Origin of the sequence: Massilia sp. IC2-476 (assembly GCF_020707295.1) — a bacterium.
In the GTDB taxonomy this organism is placed as follows: Bacteria; Pseudomonadota; Gammaproteobacteria; order Burkholderiales; family Burkholderiaceae_D; genus Telluria.
This window is the reverse complement of the sequence record NZ_JAJFER010000003.1, coordinates 513,981-531,800: the sequence shown is the minus strand read 5'-3', so window position 1 is coordinate 531,800 and position 17,820 is coordinate 513,981. Positions and strand designations below refer to the sequence as shown.

Here is a 17,820-nt window from a genome sequence, read left to right as displayed (position 1 = left end):
TTTACTGGCCGAGCGCCGCCCCTTCCGGCAGGCTCGGCTGGCTCGGCTCGCTCGGCTGGCCCTGCGGGTCCGGCGCACGCAGCGGCAGTTCAAGGATGAAGGCGGCGCCCTGCCCCGGGCTGCTCTCCACCCGCACCGTGCCGCCCAGCAGCGTGGTCACGATGTTCCAGCTGATGTTCAGGCCCAGGCCGGTGCCACCCTGCCCCATGCGGGTGGTGAAGAAGGGATCGAAGATACGCGACTGGTCGGCTGGCGGGATGCCGCGCCCGTCGTCGCGGAATTCGATCCGCACGCTAGCCCCGTCCGGCTGGCTGGCGCTCAGCAGCATGGCGCCGCCCGGCCCGCTAAAGGCATGCAGCAGCGCGTTGTTGACGAAGTTGATGACGACCTGCCCCAGCGGGCCGGGGAAGCTGTCCATCACGATCCCCGGGGGCACGTCCAGCTCCAGGCGGTGCCCGGCCAGTCGCACCGTGTTCATCAGCGTGGCGGCGATTTCCTGGCAGGCCTGGGCCAGGTCGAAGCGGCGCCTCTGGGCGCTGGCCTGGTCCACCGAGACCTGGCGGAAGCTGTTGACCAGCTCCGCCGCATTGTGCAGGCTGCGCATGATCAGGCCCGCCGCCTCGCGCGATTCGGCGACGTAGTCGGCCAGGTCGGAGCGGCGCAGGGTCGCGCCGTCGAAGCGCGCCGCGATGTCGCTGGTGCGCTCCTGCAGCGTGCTGGCCATCAAGAGGCTGTTGCCGATCGGCGTGTTCAGTTCGTGCGCCACCCCCGCCACCAGCGAGCCGAGCGAGGCCAGCTTTTCCTGGGCCGCGAGCTGGGCCTGGGTTTCCTTCAGCTGGTGGTAGGCGCTGGCATTGTCGATCGCGACGCCAACATAGGCCGCCAGGGTTTCCAGCATGTCGAGGTGGACCTGGCCGTAGGCGCGCGTGGCCGGGCTCTGCACCGTCAGGGCGCCCAGCACCCGCTCGCCCACCATCACCGGCACCATCAGGAGGGAACCCGGCTGCAGGCCGGCGCGCCAGGCGCCGGGAAGGGCCAGTTCCAGCGCACGGGCCGGCGTCAGCTGCGGCAGGTAGTCGTGCAGCTCATGTGAAACGTCGGCCAGCAGGAGCTCGCGCCCGCGCGCCATGGCCCATGCGGCCAGCTGGCACTCCGGATCTTCCGGCAGCTCGAAAGCGTCACGGCGTTCGCCGTCCATCACCGTATAGACGTACTCCAGAGTGCCGCGTTCGGGGTGCCGCAACAGCACCGCGAACAGGCTCGCGTCCATCAGCGCATGCACGTGCTCGTAGAGCGTGCGCATGATCGCTTCCAGGTCGAGGTTGGCGGTCAGGGTGCGCCCGATGTCCGACAGCAGCGCGATGTTGCGGTGCGCCTGCTCCACCACTTCCTTCTGCTGCTCGACCTCCTGCTTGCGGCGCTCGGCCGACTCCTTCTGATTGCGCAGCTCGACCGTGCGGGCGCCGACTTCGCGCTCGAGCAGCTCCTTCTGCGCCACCAGTGCGCGGATGCGCAGCCGGTAGCCGGCCGTGAACAGGGCCAGCGTTCCCAGGACGGCCAGGGTGCGGAACCACCAGGTCTTCCAGAACGGCGGCGTGATGGTGATCGCCAGGGTGGCGGGCAGCGTGCTCCACACACCGTCCTTGTTGCTGGCGCGGACACGGAACACATAGGTGCCCGGATCGAGGTTGGTATAGCTGGCGTAGCGGCGCCGCGCATCGGTGTCGACCCAGCCCTGGTCGAAGCCTTCCAGCCGATAGGCGTAGCGGTTGCCGTCCGGGTCGGCGTAATGCAGCGCGGCGAATTCGAGCGCGAATACCGTATCGCGGTGCGACAGCGTGATGGCCGACTGCTCGTGGAAGTTGGGCGTGGCGCGCGAACGGTTCAGCACCAGGAAGTCGGTGATCACGACTTCCGGCGCGTACGGATTGTCGCGCACCGCGTCCGGCATGAAGGAGGTCAGTCCGGTCATCCCGCCGAAGTAGAACTGGCCGTCGCTGGCGCGCAAGGCGGCGCCGACGAAGTAGGAGCCGTCCACCAGGCCATCCTTGGCGGTATAGCTCTTGGTGGCGCCGCTGCCGGGGTCGACGCGGGTGATACCGTTGGTGGTGCTGGCCCAGATATAGCCATGCTCGTCCTCGAGGGATGCCCCGATCGGCAGCGCCTTGGGGCCGCTGCTGAATGGATAGAAGCGAAAGCGCGTGCCTTCCCTGGTCTGCTGCATGCGGTGCAGGCCGCCCGCCGTTCCCACCCACAGCTCGCCACGCGCCGATTCCATCAGATGGTGGACGCGGCTGTGGCGCAAACCGTTCTGGTTGTCCGGGTCATGGCGGAAATGGGTAAAACGCCCGGATGCCGGGTCGTAGCGTTCCAGGCCGGCTTCGGTGCCGATCCAGACGATGCCCTTCCGGTCTTCGAGCGCCGTGAAACCGTAGTTCTCCCCGAGGCTGTGCGGGTCGCCGGCATCGTGGCGCCAGGTCCGCACGCTGTCTTCGCCCGGCGCGAGCGCCGCCAGGCCGCCGCGCGTGACGATCCACAGCGTGCCGCTACGGCCCGCGTGCAGCCCCTGCACGTAGTTGGCGCCGGGGCTGCCGCCCAAGGCCAGCTGGCCGTAGCGTCCGTCGGCATCGCGCCAGACCAGGCCGGTCGGAGTGCCGATCCACAGCCGCCCGCGCGCAAAGGCAAGCGCAGTGACCAGGTCCCCAGGCTCGCCCTCGCGGCCGATCCGTTCGACCCGCCCGCCCGGACGGCCAAGCCGCATCAGGCCGTCACCGGTGGTGCCGATCCATATCCGGCCATCCGGATCCTCGAGCACGGCGCGCACCTTGGCGCGACCCATTCCTTCATTGCCACCATGGCGGGTGAAGCCGCCGCTGGCCAGGTCGGTACGACTCACCCCGCCATACTGGGTGCCGGCCCACAGGGTGCCGGTGCGGTCCACCAGCATCGAGCTGACCTGGTTGTCGGACAGCGTGTGCGGGTCGGCCGGGTCGTTGCGGTAGCTGAGGAAGCGGCCGGTGGCCGGATCGAGCCATTTCATGCCGTCCATGTCGGTGCCGACCCACAGGGTGCCGCCGCCGTCGTGGTACAAGGCGTTGATGCGCTGCTCGCCGATGCCCTCCTGGCTGCCCAGGCGCCGGCGCTGGGGCTGGGCGAAGGGCGTGCCGTCGCCCAGGCGCCAGGCTTCCAGGCCGGAGGCGGTGCCGACCCACAGCGTGTCGCGCGGGCCCATCGACAGCGCCAGCACGGTATTGCGCTGCAAATCGCTCTTGTCGACGTCGAAGTGCTCGAAGCGATCGGCGCCGGGCGCCAGGCGGTCGATGCCGCCCGCGGTGCCGATCCACAGGTTGCCGCCGCCATCCAGCGCGAGCGCATTCACCCGGTTGTCGCGCAGCGATGCAGGGTCAGCGGGATCGTGGCGGTAGCTGCGAAGCGCGCCGCTCGCCGTATCGAGGAATTGCAAACCGTCGCCGGTGGCCAGCCACAGCCCGCCGCGCGCGGGCTGGATCGCCAGCACGGCGCGGTTGCCGGTATAGGGAGCGGGCGTGCGCCGCCTGGATGCGGGCGCGCCAAGCGCATCGGGCTCGAGGTAGCGCACGAACTTGCCGCTGGCGTGGTCGAAGCGGGTCAGCCCGCCCTTGGTGCCGAACCACAGGCGGCCCTGCTGGTCTTCGTGCGAGGCGACGACATAATTGTCGGGAATGCTGTCGGGATTGTCCGGGTCGTTGCGGTAGACGGTCACCCGGTAGCCGTCGTAGCGGTTCAGGCCGGCTTGGGTGCCGAACCACATGAAGCCGCGCCGGTCCTGCAGGATGGTGAGGACCGACTGCTGCGACAGCCCCTGCTCGATCGACAGGCGCTCGAAGCGCAGGCTGCGCGGTGCGGCCACGGCGACACCGCTCCAGATCCAGATGAGCAAGAGAGCGACCAGGGCGAGGCGCGGTCCCGGTTTCAAGGCAAGCATACGAGTCCCAAAACGATCCAACCCGGCTAATCTACCAGAGCTTGTTTGCCTGTGGAAAAAAATGACTCTTCCAGAAATGACAAGCCGCTGCTATAATGCGTGCATCGGGCGGCTGTAGCTCAGCTGGATAGAGTACTTGGCTACGAACCAAGGGGTCGTGGGTTCGATTCCTGCCAGCCGCGCCAGAATATGAGGGACCAGATGGAAACATCTGGTCCCTTTTTTCGTTGGCGGGCCAGTCAAGCGCCGGTCTCGGGGCGGGCGGCCAGACTCTTCCTGTGTTCGCGGCACTCCTTGAGCACCTGGGAAACGACAAGCGCCGCCCCCGCCACCAGCAACAGATAATGCAGCCGCCAAGGTATCGCAGCCGGCGGAACCTTGTCGAAGACCAGGAAGGCGGCAAAGCATGCGCACCAGCTCGCGTCGGTCCAGTGCCGCCTCCACAGCGAGATAAGCGTCGACACTGCAAAGCATGCGATGGGCAAGTCGTGCGAGTTCATGGTTCCCCGTTTCGTGGTGGTGCTTGTTCCTGGCGGACGCAGGATCGCCGCTAGGATGCGGGCGCCGCCATCCTGGCAGTCTGGCTGGCGCGATAATGCGTGAATTGTCACAGGCTTCCGATGAGGCTTTGCCAATATCCATTCGCCTGCTATAATGCGTGCATCGGGCGGCTGTAGCTCAGCTGGATAGAGTACTTGGCTACGAACCAAGGGGTCGTGGGTTCGATTCCTGCCAGCCGCGCCAGAATATGAGGGACCAGATGGAAACATCTGGTCCCTTTTTTCGTTGGCGACCCATGCAAGCGGCCGGTGTGCCAAAGGGGGTTTGCCAATCCGGGAGGTGCTGCTATAATGCGTGCCTCGGGCGGCTGTAGCTCAGCTGGATAGAGTACTTGGCTACGAACCAAGGGGTCGTGGGTTCGATTCCTGCCAGCCGCGCCAACTTTTCTTAAATGGCTCAGAAGCGATTCTGGGCCATTTTTCTTTTCCAGTTCTCTTCTCTCAGTTTTTCCTGTCCGGGTAGGCATATTCTCCAGCCCGGCATGCTCGCGCGCGCATTCCCCGGAGCTCCAGCGCCGGGCTAACTCAGCAAAAACACCTAAAACACACCAACTTCTACGCTTCATTATTTAAACGGAGCTGAAATCGCACGGGCTCAGCGCCGGAAACATCCTCCTCTTTTTGTAGGACTGCGCTGACGCATTTTCAGCAAGCCGATCAAAATTTTCTACGATACAACGCGATTAAACCGGCTTCTCCTATGAGAACCCGGCCTATAGCATAGCCCATCAGAAATATGTTGATTCGTGGAATACAGTGCACATATTGACCGTTCAATCACACTTCCACGTGCTTTTTTTTGTCGCTTTGATAGCATGAAGTTCCCCGATACTTGAAACCCAGGCTGCAGGACGCGGCTGATTCTATGCGAGGAAAGAAATGAAAAAATCTCTGATTGCTGCAATTGTGTTGGCTTCCGCTTCGTTTGGTTCGTCGGCCGTGATGGCCCAGGAAGTCGTCGGCAACTCCCCCCAGGAGCTCGAGCTGATCGACAACAGCGCCTTCTTCGGCGACACCTTCGAAGCTGATAACGAAGGTAACACCTTCGCGGACCGCTTCACCTTCACTGTCGATGGTGACGTGGGCATGAACCTCGATGCGATCATCTCGTCGATCAGCCGTAGCGCCGACGTGGGCCTGGACATCACCGGTCTGGCCCTGTATGGCGAGGACGACACCCTGATCACCAACGGCACCATGCTGCAAAGCGGCGAAATGGATGTCTGGAGCATCTCGAGCGACAACCTGGCCGCCGGCGACTACTACCTGCGTGTCAGCGGTAACCTGGTGTCGGATGCCGGCGCCTCGTTCGGTGGCGCCGTGATGCTGGCTCCGGTTCCGGAACCGGAAACCTACGGCATGATGCTGGGCGGCCTCGGCGTCCTGGGCTTCCTGGCACGCCGCCGCAAGCAAAAGCAGGCTTAATACCAGCCTGACATAGCAAAAAGACGGGAGCGCGCAAGCGCTCCCGTCTTTTTTTCGCCTGGATCCGTAGTCCAACTATCGGTCGCACCGCCACATCGCTTGCACTGGCTGAACGCGCGGTCGGACGAGCCGACCACCCTACGACTAGCGGACTACATTCGCTCCGATTCAGGTACGCAGCTTCTTGATGATGCTGCGGTTGCCCAGGATTTCCTCGATCTGCTCGAAGCGCACCGGCTTGACCATGTGGTGGTCGAAGCCGGCTTCGAAGGCCAGCTGGCGGTCCTTTTCCTGGCCCCAGCCGGTGACGGCGATCAGCACCGTCATCGATCCGCAGGCCAGCTTGCGGATGCCGCGCGCCAGGTCGTAGCCCGACATGTGCGGCAGGCCGATGTCGAGGAAGGCATAGTCCGGGCAGAAGCGCGCCGCCGCCGCCAGCGCGTCCGGGCCGTTGTGCGTGATCACCACGCTGTGGCCCATGGCCGTGAGCAGCGCGCCGATGCTGTTGACGAAGTCGACGTTGTCGTCCGCCAGCAGGATGCGGTAGGTCTCGGAGCTGATGAAGGCGGCCGGCGTGGGCTTGGCGATCGGTTCCGGATCGACCACGATCGGCAGGCGCACCACGAAGCGGCTGCCGTGGCCCAGGCCCTCGGATTTCGCTTCGATCGTGCCGCCGTGCAGTTCAACCAGCTTGCGCGCCAGCGACAGGCCGACACCCAGGCCCGCGTTGCTGCGCTCCAGCGTCGAATCGACCTGCACGAACATTTCGAACACGGTGTCGAGCATGTCGGGCGCGAGGCCGATACCGGTGTCGGCCACTTCCAGCACCAGGGTGCGGTCCTCGACGCCGGCCGTGAGCGACACGCGTCCGCCGCGGTTGGTGTACTTGGCGGCGTTGTTCAGCAGGTTCGACAGCACCTGGGCCAGGCGCGTGGCGTCACCATGCAGGAACACCGGGCGGTCCGGCAGGTCGATCACCAGTTCGTGGCCGTGCAGTTCTATATAGGAGCGCACCACTTCGAGCGCGTCGTTGACCACCGCTTTCAGTTCCACCCGGCCCATCTTGATGGTGAACTTGCCGGTGTTGATGCGTGAAACGTCCAGCAGGTCGTCGACCAGGCGCACCATCTGGCGCAGCTGGCGTTCCATGATGTCGGTGGCGCGCTGGGTCGCCTGGGCGTCGCCGCTGCGGATGCGCAGGATGTCCAGGCCGGTGCGGATCGGCGCCAGCGGGTTGCGCAGTTCGTGCGCCAGGGTGGCCAGGAATTCGTCCTTCCGGCGATCGGCCACGATCAGGGCCTGCTCGGCGCGCTCGCGCACCGTCATCTCGTGTTCGAGGGTGCGGTTGGCGGCCTGCAGCGCGTCCGAGCGGCGTCCGATCTCGGCCAGCATGTCGTTGAAGGCTTCCACCAGCACCCCGATCTCGCCCTTCTCGTTGCCGGGCACGCGCAGCGTGAAGTCGCGCCGCAGCATCACCTGGCGCGCGACGTTGGTCACCGCTTCCAGCGGACGCGTGATCGAGGCCTGCAGGCGCGAGGCCACCAGGGCGGCGATCACCAGCGCGGCCAGCATCACGCCGCCCAGGATCGCGCCGTAGCTCAGGACGCGGTCTAACAGGCCGTAGCGCGAGCGCAGGTAGACGGTGCCGAGCGGCTCGCCGTTCTCGACGATCGGGCGGAACACCACCAGCGCGCCATGCTCGATGCGGTAGCCCGCCGCTTCCGGGCGCGCCGGGAGCGCGGCCTCGACGCCTGCCCTGGCATAGGTGGCGAAGCGCTGGCCGCTGTTGGTATAGATGGCGCCGGCCTCGATCTGCGGACGCACCCGCAGCACCGACAGGCTGCGCGTGGCGGCGGCGGTGTCGTTGAAGGACACCGCCGGGGCGGCGACGTCGGCGACGAAGTCGGCCTGGGTGGTCAGGTCGTCGACCCAGACGCGCTGGAAGGTGCGCACGTCGACCACCAGCATGGCGACGGCGGCCGACAGCAGGGCCACGATGGTGGTGGCCACCGCCATTAAAATCAGTTTGCTGCGGACCGAGCCGGTATCGTGCATGCCCATCATGCACCTCCCTTCTGCACCCGGTTCGCGACCGTCAGCAGACGCGAACTGAGCTTCAGGTTTTTCCTGTCGGCGGCGTCGAGCGACACGTCGAAGCGCACCCGCTCGTCGATGATGCGGAAGTTGATCACGCTGCCGAAGCGCAGCCCGCCTTCGCACTCGGTCACGGTCAGGTAGGCGGCAGGCGCGGCGCGCAGCACGCGGGCGGCCCGTTCGTTGTCGCTGCCGGCCACGAACAGCAGGTGCACCGGGGGAATCGGCTCGTGCTCGCCCAGCCGGCGCACGGCGATCGGGCGCCCGGCGATCACGCGGCCGGCGGCGATGCGCGCCAGTTCGGCGGCCATGTCGTCCGAGCCCACCACCGCCAGCATCAAGGGGCCCGCCGGATCGCCGAAGGCCTGGGGCGGGAATTCGGCATAGCCGAGGAATTTGTACAGGAATGCAGCCTTGACCCGGCGCTCGAGTGCGGGCGCGCCCGTTTCGGCATACCGATCGGCGAACGCGCGCGGCGAGGTTCCCGCGGCCGCCAGCAGCAGCGGCAGTGCGAGCGCCCGGCAGGCCAGGCGGCGTCGCAGTCGGTCGGGAGGAAGTGTCTTCATACTAGTCATGGGCCTTCAGAAACGCAGCGAAGCGCTGGCGAACACACTGCGTTCGGCCAGTTGACGCATGCCCGCCGCCCCGAACTCGGGGTGGCGCGCATGCAGCAGGTTACGGCCCGCGAGGGCCAGTTCGACGCCGGGGCGTGCCTGCCACGCGATCCTTGCATCGAGTTCATGATAGCCCGGCAGGGCCGGCTGCGGCAGGCGCGCGACGCGCCGCAGCAGCAGGTCGGCTGTCACGCCGCGGGCCAGGTCGTGCGAGCTGCGCAGCTGCCAGTAGCTGCGCGGGTCATTGCTCGCCAGGCCAAGCATGGCAGAGACGTCGGCGCTCTGCGGCAGCACGGCGGTGTCGACGTCCTGCAGCACCGCACCGGCCGCCAGGCGCCAGCCGCGCATCGCCTGCCAGTTGCCCCACAGTTCCAGCCCGCGCGCCCCGCCATGGCCGAGGTTGGCGAACACCGCGCCCCCTGGCCTTGGTTCCAGGGTGCGCAGGCGCTCGTAATGGCTGTAGAACAGGGTTGCCGCGAACGACAGCGCCGCGGTGGGCTGGGCGCGGTAACCCAGTTCCAGCACCCTGGCCGTCTCCGACCCCATATCGGGGCCGCCCGCCACCAGGTAGCGCGCCCCGCCGGAGGCCGGGTCGACCAGGCGCAGGTCGCGGTCGATGCGCGCCGGGGCCCGCACCGTGCGCGAGGCTGCCGCCCACAGCATGGCGCCGGGCGCATGGTCCCAGGCCAGGCGCAGATTCGGCAACAGCTCCATGCCGGTGTAGTCATTGTGCTCCAGGCGCAGCCCCGCGGTCGCGCGCAGCGCCGGCGTGACGGCGAACTCGTCCTGGACGAACAAGTTTCCCCAGCGCAGGCGGCGCCGGGTCGGCGCGAACTGCAGCACCGGGCCGTTCTCGAAGCGGTCGCGCGCATGGCGGTAGCCGCCGCCCCAGGTCAGCGCGTGGCGCTCGTCCAGCCGGGTGGCATACTGCGCTTCGATGTCGAAGGTATCGAGCGCGTGCTTCCCGACGCCGGGCTGCTCGCGCCGGCCCTGGTCGACCCAGGCCTGCAGGCGAAGCTCCGCCTCGCCCGCCAGGCGGGTATCGAGACGGGCGACCAGGTTGGCGCCCGAGAACTCGGTACGCGGTTCGAGGCGGTAGGCACGCAGGGCGCCGGCGTGCAGGTCGCCGCTCACGCTCAGGGATTGGCTGCCGCCTTCCCAGTCGAGCCGGAAACCGGCCTGGCGCCGGCCCACGCCGCCGCCCTCGCCCGCTTCGCCGGGGGCGGCATCGGTCTCGTCGCGCTTGGCGTAGGCGCGCACGAAGGCGCCGTTGGCCAGGCGCTTGCCCTGGCGCAGGGTCGCGCCGGCATAGCGCGTCCCCGCATGCACCTCGGCCAGCATGCCCTGGGTATCGGCGGCGCTGCGCGTGATGATGTTGATGACGCCGTTGACGGCATTGGTGCCCCAGATGGTGCCGCCGGGGCCGCTGATGACCTCGATCCGCTCGACGTCGACCAGCACCACGTCCAGCGCTTCCCAGAACACGCCCGAAAACAGCGGCGAATACACGCTACGGCCATCGACCAGCACCAGCAGTTTATTGGCCAGCGGCGAGGAAAAACCGCGCGCGCTGATCGCATACTCCTGGGCGCCCGTCAGCGCCACCTGCAGATTCGGCGCCAGGCGCAGCGCTTCGGGAATGCTGGTGGCGCCGGAACGGGCGATGTCGGCGCCGCTGATGACGTACACGGAGGCCGGGGCCTGGCTCAGACGGCCCTGCTGGCGCGAGACCGAGGTGACCACGATATCGGCCAGTTGCTCGAGGGAATAGTCCGCCAGCTGCTCGGCCGAGCCGCCCTCGCTGGCCGCCTGCGCAGCCGCATGCCCGCTGCCCGCGTGCAGTAACAACAGTGCCGCACAGGCGCAGGCAAGCTGGGAAGGTTTTAACATAGTTGCCATCGTAGAACATTTTCTGTCACGCACCAAGGGTGCACGATTCCCGTCAGCGCGGCGTCGCACGCACGCCACGCTCGGGTTGACAAATCTAACTCATCAATATTCTTGATGGCAGTCATTAGAAATATAAATTGGACTAATTTGCGGCAATGCAGCATCATCCTTCCTGTCTCCTCTATTCTCCTCCAAGGAAATAGATTCAGCCCGCTTCCCTGAAGCGGGCTTTTTTTTGCCCGTTTCGCGGCAAGGTATCGCGCACGGATCGAGACGGCGGTAAGGCGGCTTTTGGTGTAGCATGGCCGCCATGTTTTCGTTCCTACAACACTTTGCCCATGCCTGAACACGATCCGCGCACCGCTGCTTCCTACGACTGGACGGGAAGCAGCCTGGGCGACCCGGCGCGCTGGCCCCTGCCCCTGCGGGTGGCCGCCGACCTGCTGCTCAATTCTCCCCTGCCGACGCTGCTCGTGTGGGGACGTGAAACGATCCTGGTCTTCAACGAAGCTTATGCTGCTCTGGCCGGCCTGGGCTGCGGCCGGGTTCCGGGCGGCTCGGTGCCTTCGGTGCTGCCGCCGCCGCTGTCGAACGCGGGTGCGGCGCTGCAGGCGGCATGGGCGGGCCAGCCTGGCGTGGTGGCAGGCGCCGTGCTGTCCTTCCGCCATGCGGACGGCCCGCAGGAATACCGCTGCGACCTGATTCTTACGCCGCTGGCGGACGGCAGCGGCGGCGTGGCCGGCGTGCATGTCCTGCTGGCGCCGCCGGCGGGCGTCGCGGCTGCCGCGGAACCGGACACGCCCGACGCCGCCATGCGCATCCTGGTGGTCGAGGACAACCTCGATTCCCAATACCTGGTGTGCGAGATGCTCAAGGCCTTCGGCCACGAAGCGGACGGCGTGGCGCATCCGGACGACGCCCTCGAACTGCTGGCCAAGGGGCGCTACCACGTGCTGTTCTCGGACGTCAGCCTGCCCGGCATGTCGGGCGTCGACCTGGCGCGCCAGGCGCTTGCCGGCAACCCGGGCCTGAAGGTGATCTTTGCCTCCGGCTACGGCGACTCGCTGCTGCGCCACCTCGAGTTCCCCTATCTGTCGCTCCAGAAACCCTACGAGCTGGACCAGCTCCAGGATGCCCTGGCCAAGGTGGCGCGCCAGCCGGCGCCCGCCAGGTGAGGCTGGTGCCCCTGTGCCGTTGCGCTCCGGCTGGGCTACAATGGGCCGTACCGGGTCCGGGGCCGTCGTGCGCCTGCGGTCCCCATCCATGCCAGCATTGATGATACCGACTGAACCGATCGGCAGCATTCCTCGTCCGCCCGAGCTGGTCGCCGCGATCCGCGGCGGCGCCGGGCCGGACGCGCTCGCGCCCCTGCTCGACGCGGCGGTGCGCGCCACCGTCGCCGCATTCGAAGCCAGTGGATCGCCCGTCATCAGCGACGGCGAACAGGGCAAGCTCGACAACTTCTGGTGCTACCCGGTGCACGGCTGCGCCAACACGGCGCCGGACGGTTTCCACATTCCGCTGCCGGTCGGCGCCGGCGGCCGCCAGCACCGCATGCCGCGCCTGACCCACGGGCCCTTCGGCTACGCCCGCCATGCCGACGGCTTCCTGCGCGCGGCGCAACGGCACGCCACCCGGCCGCTCAAGCAGGCCGTCATCTCGCCGTCCGCCCTGTCGCTCATGTATCCGCCCGAAGGCTTGCCCGGCTACCCGCGCGAGCAGTTCCTGGAAGACCTGGTGCGCGAACACGAGACCGAGATCCGGCGCTGCCTGGAGGCGGGCGCGCACAAGGTGCAGGTCGATTTTGCCGAAGGGCCGCTGGCGATGCGGCTCGACCCCAGCGGCGCCCTGCTGGCCAGCTTCGTCCACCTCAACAACATGGCCCTGGGCCGCTTCTCCGATGCCGAGCGTGCGCTGATCGGCCTGCACGTGTCGCCTGCCGGCGTGGGCGGCGGCGACGTCGACTACGCGGACCTGCTGCCGACCCTGTTCGAGATCCGCGCCGGCAGCTTCTATATCGCCATGGCCGGGCAGCCCGATCCCGAGCGCGTGCTGCGCATCGCGCGCGACTATGCGCGCCCCGGCCAGCGCGTGTTCGTCGGGGTCACCGACCCGCGCGATGCGCGCGTGGAGAGCGCCCAGCAGGTGCGCGATCGGGTGCTGCTGGCCTCGCGCTACCTGGAGCCGGGACGCCTCGGCACCACCGACGACGCCGGGTTCGCGCCCTTCTTCGACGACGACAGCCTCAGTCGCGCCACCGCGTTTGCCAAGGTGCGCGCGCGGGTGGAAGGCACGCGCCTGGCCGCCGCACTGCTGCAGGGGGCCGCATGAGCGAGGAACACGAGCTCGAGATGATGCGTACCGCCGCCCTGCGCAACGCCCAGAGCGTGCTGGCCGCGCGCCAGCGCGCCGAGGAAGAGCTGATGGCCGCCCAGGACGCCCTGCGGCGCGCCAGCGAGCGCATGGAAAACATGCTCGAAAGCCTGTCCGACGGCTTCTGCGCGGTCGACCGCGACTGGCGCATCACCTATATCAACGGGCGCGCGCTCGACATGATCGCCGCGCTCGACAAGAGCCGCGCCGGCCTGCTCGGCAGGAATCTGTGGGAAGAGTTCGAGGACCTGCACGGCACCTCGGTGGCGGCCGACTGCCGGCGGGCGATGGAGCTGCGCGAGACCGTGGTGCGCGACTTCTATTATGTGCGCCTGCAGTGCTGGCTCGAGATGCGCCTGCACCCCTCGCCCGACGGCCTCACGCTCTACTTCCAGGACATCACCCAGCGCAAGCTGGACCAGCAGGCCCTGGTCGAGAACAACAACCGCCTGCAGGTGGCGCTGGCCGCCGGACGCCTGGGCGACTGGCGCTGGGACGCCGCGCTCGACCGCGTCATCCTAGGCCCGCGCGCGGCCGGGATCTTCGGACTGCCGGCCGAGACCCCGCTGCCCTGGCCACAGCTGCGCGTGCGCCTGCATCCCGAGCACCGCATCCAGGTGCGGCGCGCGGTGCTCAAGGCCTTCAAGGCGCGCGCCGACCTGAACATCGAATGCCGGGTCTGCCCGCCCGACAGCGGCCCGCATGGGGGCGCACGCTGGGTGGCGCTGGTCGGGCGCCCCGACTATGCCGAACGCAAGGGCAGCGACACCCTGGTCGGGATGACCGGCGTGGTGCAGGACATCAGCGACCGCAAGGGCGCGGAAGCGACCTTGCGCCAGAGCGAGGAGCTGCTGCGCGCGCTGGCCAACACGATTCCCCAGCTGGCCTGGATGGCCGGCACCGACGGCGGCATCGTCTGGTTCAACGACCGCTGGTACGCGTACACCGGACGCACGCCCGAGCAGAGCGTCGGCTGGGGGTGGCAGCAGGTCATCGATCCTGGCGTGCTGTCCACTGTGATGGCGCGCTGGAAGGCCACCATCCACGACGGCGCGGCCTTCGAGATGGAATTCCCGCTGCGCGGCGCCGACGGCAGCTACCGCTGGTTCCTGACCCGGGTGAGCGCGGTGCGCGATCCCGAGGGACGCGTGGTGCGCTGGTTCGGCACCAATACCGACGTCGACCAGGTCAAGCGCGTCGAGCAGGCGCTGCGCGACGAGTCGCACGTGCTGGAGCTGCTGAACAATACCGGCAGCGAGCTGGCCTCGACCCGCGACCTGCCGACCCTGCTGCGCGCCGCGACCGAAGCTGCCGCCGGCGTCAGCGGCGCCCGTCATGGCGCCTTCATCCACTACGGCCAGGACGGCGCCGCGACCCTGTTCTCGATGGCCGCCGGCAGCGAAAGCCTGGACCCGGCGACTGCCTCCGCCCTGTTCCCGCCGGCGCTGCGGCGCCAGGACCTGGTGCGGGTGGACGATCTCGCCGCCGACGCCTCGCTGTCAGGCGAAGCCTGGCATTTCGGCGCCGCCCCCGCCGGCATCCGCAGCTACATGGCGGTGCCGGTGGCGCCACGCTCCGGCGAACTGCTCGGCACCCTGTTCTTCGGCCATCCCGAGCCGGGCATGTTCACCGAGCGCAGCGAGCGCATCGTGCGCGGCATCGCCGCCCAGGCCGCGATCGCGGTCGACAACGTGCGCCTGTACGACGCTACCCGCCGCGCCGCCGAGGAACGCAAGCTGCTGCTCGAGAACGAGCGCGATGCGCGCGCCGAGGCCGAGCGCAGCAGCCAGATGAAGGACGAGTTCCTGGCAACCCTGTCGCACGAGCTGCGCACCCCGCTGTCGGCCATCCTCGGCTGGTCGCAGGTGCTGCGCCGCGGCAGCCGCGACGGCGCCGACCTGCAGCGCGGCCTGCAGACCATCGAGCGCAATGCGCGCGCCCAGGCCCAGCTGATCGAAGACCTGCTCGACATGAGCCGCATCACCTCCGGCAAGGTACTGCTCGACATGCAGACGATCGCACCAGCCAGCTTCATCGACGCCGCCATCGAGACCGTGCGCCCGGCGGCCGACGCCAAGCACATCGCCATCGAGAAGCGCTATGGCGCACCCGGCGCGCTGGTGGCGGGCGACAGCGGCCGCCTGCAGCAGGTGATCTGGAACCTGCTGTCGAACGCCATCAAGTTCACGCCGCGCGACGGCAGCGTGGCGGTCGAAGTGGGCGAACGCGAGGCCGAGGGCGGCAAGGTGGTGGCGGTCACGGTGCGCGACACCGGCGCCGGCATCCGCCCCGAATTCATCACCCATGTGTTCGAACGCTTCCGCCAGGAAGACGCCTCGATGACGCGCCGCCACGGCGGCCTGGGCCTGGGGCTGTCGATCGTCAAGCACCTGGTCGAGCAGCACGGCGGCACGGTGCGCGCCGAGAGTCCCGGCGAAGGCCTGGGCTCCAGTTTCACGATCGAGCTGCCGGCGGTCGAGGCGCCGGCAAGCGGCAACCGCCCGGGCAGCGGCACGCCCGCGCCCGCGCCGGCCCAGGATGCAGCCGGGGCGCCGGACGCGGCGGCGGGCGACCTGACCGGGATGACGGTGCTGGTGGTGGACGACGCGCGCGACGGCCGCGAGCTGATCGCGCGTATCCTGACCGACTGCCATGCGCGCGTGCGCATCGCGGCGAGCGCGCGCGAAGCCTTCGACGCCCTGCGCGCCGACCGTCCGCATGTTCTGATCAGCGACCTGGGCATGCCCGAGGTCGACGGCTTCGAACTGATCGGCTGGGTGCGCGCCCTGCCGCGCGAACAGGGCGGCCAGCTGCCGGCCATCGCCCTGACCGCGTTCGCGCGCCCGGAAGACCGGTTGAAGGCGCTGGAGGCCGGATTTTCGACCCATATTTCGAAGCCGGTGGAGCCGGGCGAACTGATTGCGGCGGTGGCGTCGGTGGCCGCGCCGCCTGCACAATTGGTCAATGGCGGCAATCGCGTCCATGGTCGATAATGATCCTACCCGGACACGCGGCGCTGTCCTACAAGAAATTTTATGAGGTTTGTTAGACTATGAAGTGATGGGATGAGTCCATTCCAAAAGGAAATGGAACACATAACCCGACAGCATAGAAGAGAACGAGCATGCCGAGCAGACAAGACATTTTGAACGCAAAGATCCTGGTGGTCGACGACTCGCCCGACAATATCGAGCTGATGGAAGAGATATTGCGCGAGGAAGGCTACACCTGCGTGAGTTCGACGATGCTGCCGGAACAGGTATGCCCGCTGCATCGCGAGCACAACTATGACCTGATCCTGCTCGACCTGCAGATGCCCGGCCTGAACGGCTTCCAGGTCATGAAGGGCCTGAAGGAAATCGAACAGGGCGGCTACCTGCCGGTGCTGGCCCTGACGGCCCAGCCCAGCTTCAAGATCGCCGCGCTGGAAGCCGGGGCCCGCGACTTCATCAGCAAGCCCTTCGACCTGCTCGAAGTGCACAAGCGCATCCACAACATGCTGGAAGTGCGCCTGCTCTACAAGGAATTGGCACAGTACAGCCGCGCGCAGCAGGAACTGGCCCTGCACGACGCCCTCACCGGCCTGCCCAACCGGCGCCTGCTGGAAGACCGTATCGAGACCGCCCTGCAGCACGCCAACCGCAGCCACGCCAAGGCCGCGATCATGTACCTCGACCTGGACGGCTTCAAGGCGATCAACGACACCTATGGCCACGCCTACGGCGACGACATCCTCAAGATGGTGTCGCAGCGCCTGCTGGCCAGTTCGCGCAAGGAAGACACGGTCGCGCGCCTGGGCGGCGACGAGTTCATGGTGGTGCTGGGCGACATCCACAGCCTGGCCGACGCCCAGGGCCCGGCCGCCAAGCTGGTCGAAGCGCTGTCCGAGCCCTACTTCATCAACGACCTGACGCTGCGCCTGTCGACCTCGATCGGCATCAGCATCTACCCGGACGACGCCGAATCGGTGGACGCCCTGATCAGCATCGCCGACTACGCCCTGTACGAAGCCAAGCGCGCCGGCAAGAACCGCTTCTGCTCGCCGGCAGCCAACCGCCAGTCGGGCGCCAAGATGCCGGCCGCGCCGACTCCGGCGCCCGCGGTGGAGATGGCGCCGCATCGGTGAGCGTCGGTTTTTTCGATTGCTCGTAGAAACTTGGATCCCGGCCTTCGCCGGGATGACGTTTTGACGCAGCCGACTACGAAGCTCTTTCCATGCGTTTGCAGTAAGACGTCCGGTGAAGGCCGGAACAATGCCACTGGCATTGTTCCGCCTAATTGCGCCGCGCTCCACGAACGCGTGTTTATCCCCAAAACAAACAGGCCACCGGCAGCTCCCGCCACCGATGGCCCGTCTTCAGGCTAACAAGCGCCGGAGATCAGCGATTCCCGCCCTCGTCCTTCTGCATGTAGCGCGTCGACGGCTCGGCCGAGCGCAGCAGCTCTTCGTTGTGCGCTTCCATGGCCTGGGCGTGCTGGTGGTCGCGGCTGGCGTCGACCTTGTCCGGCGCCACTTCGATGCGCGTGATGCTGGACTGGACCGCGACCGGGTCGCTGGCCGGGAAAGTCATTTCCACGGCGTCGTCCATCAGCGCTTCTTCGGCCTGCTCCTTGCTGGAAGCGCTTTCGCAGCTGGACAGGGCCTTGATGGCGATGGCGTAGTTGACGATCTGCATATTGGCAAGGTCGCCAATGGTGCGCACGCCGGCAGCGGCGAAGGCATTCGCCTGTTGTTCGCTCACACCATTCAGGGCGCTCAGCGGCGAATTGACGAGCTCAGTAAGCGATTTACCGCGATAATCTTGATTTACGATAGAGTCGATATTCATTGTGTGTCCTTTCATGTAGGCAGCCCCGTCCTCGATCCGAGTCGGTTGAAAACTGGACGGGTTGACTATCG

The 17,820-nt window shown here is 67.5% G+C and carries 11 protein-coding genes and 3 tRNA genes; 8 read left to right on the top strand and 6 right to left on the bottom strand.

The window, feature by feature from the left end; genetic code table 11:
• Nucleotide 1: 1 nt before the first annotated feature.
• Nucleotides 2–3,964: a sensor histidine kinase gene (locus tag LK539_RS11405; protein WP_227801023.1), complete on the bottom strand. Its 3,963-nt coding sequence runs from the start codon at nucleotides 3,962–3,964 to the stop codon at nucleotides 2–4.
• A gap of 108 nt (nucleotides 3,965–4,072) precedes the next feature.
• Between LK539_RS11405 and LK539_RS11400 the strand changes: the two genes are divergently transcribed.
• A tRNA-Arg gene (locus LK539_RS11400) sits at nucleotides 4,073–4,149 on the top strand.
• Between the two features lie 54 nt (nucleotides 4,150–4,203).
• Here LK539_RS11400 and LK539_RS11395 read toward each other — a convergent pair.
• The gene (locus tag LK539_RS11395; protein ID WP_227801022.1) at nucleotides 4,204–4,464 is read right to left on the bottom strand and encodes a hypothetical protein; all 261 of its coding nucleotides are present in this window, start codon (nucleotides 4,462–4,464) and stop codon (nucleotides 4,204–4,206) included.
• 167 nt (nucleotides 4,465–4,631) lie between these two features.
• Between LK539_RS11395 and LK539_RS11390 the strand changes: the two genes are divergently transcribed.
• The 3 genes from LK539_RS11390 to LK539_RS11380 all read left to right on the top strand — a co-directional run bounded on the left by LK539_RS11390 (nucleotide 4,632) and on the right by LK539_RS11380 (nucleotide 5,949).
• Nucleotides 4,632–4,708 (top strand) — tRNA-Arg (locus LK539_RS11390).
• 120 nt (nucleotides 4,709–4,828) lie between these two features.
• Nucleotides 4,829–4,905 (top strand) — tRNA-Arg (locus LK539_RS11385).
• Nucleotides 4,906–5,403: 498 nt separating this feature from the next.
• Nucleotides 5,404–5,949 (top strand): FxDxF family PEP-CTERM protein, encoded by a 546-nt coding sequence (locus tag LK539_RS11380; protein WP_227801021.1) that lies wholly within the window; start codon nucleotides 5,404–5,406, stop codon nucleotides 5,947–5,949.
• 168 nt (nucleotides 5,950–6,117) lie between these two features.
• Here LK539_RS11380 and LK539_RS11375 read toward each other — a convergent pair whose 3' ends face one another.
• From LK539_RS11375 to LK539_RS11365, 3 genes are read right to left on the bottom strand one after another with little or no spacing between them, the layout of a single operon-like run.
• Nucleotides 6,118–8,013 (bottom strand): ATP-binding protein, encoded by a 1,896-nt coding sequence (locus LK539_RS11375; RefSeq protein ID WP_227801020.1) that lies wholly within the window; start codon nucleotides 8,011–8,013, stop codon nucleotides 6,118–6,120.
• On the bottom strand, nucleotides 8,010–8,609 hold the full coding sequence (locus LK539_RS11370) for a YfiR family protein (protein WP_227801019.1): 600 nt from the start codon (nucleotides 8,607–8,609) through the stop codon (nucleotides 8,010–8,012). The genes LK539_RS11375 and LK539_RS11370 overlap by 4 nt, the downstream gene beginning before the upstream one ends.
• Nucleotides 8,610–8,624: 15 nt before the next feature.
• A complete protein-coding gene (locus tag LK539_RS11365) occupies nucleotides 8,625–10,547 on the bottom strand; it encodes a TonB-dependent siderophore receptor (RefSeq protein ID WP_227801018.1) in 1,923 nt (640 codons plus the stop codon).
• Between the two features lie 338 nt (nucleotides 10,548–10,885).
• Here LK539_RS11365 and LK539_RS11360 point away from each other — a divergent pair, with 338 nt between their 5' ends.
• The 4 genes from LK539_RS11360 (at nucleotide 10,886) to LK539_RS11345 (ending at nucleotide 17,046) form a co-directional block, all read left to right on the top strand.
• Nucleotides 10,886–11,722 (top strand): response regulator, encoded by an 837-nt coding sequence (locus tag LK539_RS11360; protein ID WP_227801017.1) that lies wholly within the window; start codon nucleotides 10,886–10,888, stop codon nucleotides 11,720–11,722.
• A gap of 100 nt (nucleotides 11,723–11,822) precedes the next feature.
• A complete protein-coding gene (locus LK539_RS11355) occupies nucleotides 11,823–12,878 on the top strand; it encodes a 5-methyltetrahydropteroyltriglutamate--homocysteine methyltransferase (RefSeq protein ID WP_227801016.1) in 1,056 nt (351 codons plus the stop codon).
• Nucleotides 12,875–15,913, top strand: a complete 3,039-nt coding sequence (locus LK539_RS11350; RefSeq protein ID WP_227801015.1) for an ATP-binding protein — start codon at nucleotides 12,875–12,877, stop codon at nucleotides 15,911–15,913. Before LK539_RS11355 ends, LK539_RS11350 begins: the two co-directional genes overlap by 4 nt.
• Before the next feature lie 131 nt (nucleotides 15,914–16,044).
• Nucleotides 16,045–17,046: a diguanylate cyclase domain-containing protein gene (locus LK539_RS11345; protein WP_227801014.1), complete on the top strand. Its 1,002-nt coding sequence runs from the start codon at nucleotides 16,045–16,047 to the stop codon at nucleotides 17,044–17,046.
• A 253-nt stretch (nucleotides 17,047–17,299) separates the two neighbouring features.
• Here the strand turns inward: LK539_RS11345 and LK539_RS11340 are convergent, their stop codons facing one another.
• Nucleotides 17,300–17,662 (bottom strand): hypothetical protein, encoded by a 363-nt coding sequence (locus tag LK539_RS11340; RefSeq protein WP_373889535.1) that lies wholly within the window; start codon nucleotides 17,660–17,662, stop codon nucleotides 17,300–17,302.
• Nucleotides 17,663–17,820 lie beyond the last annotated feature (158 nt).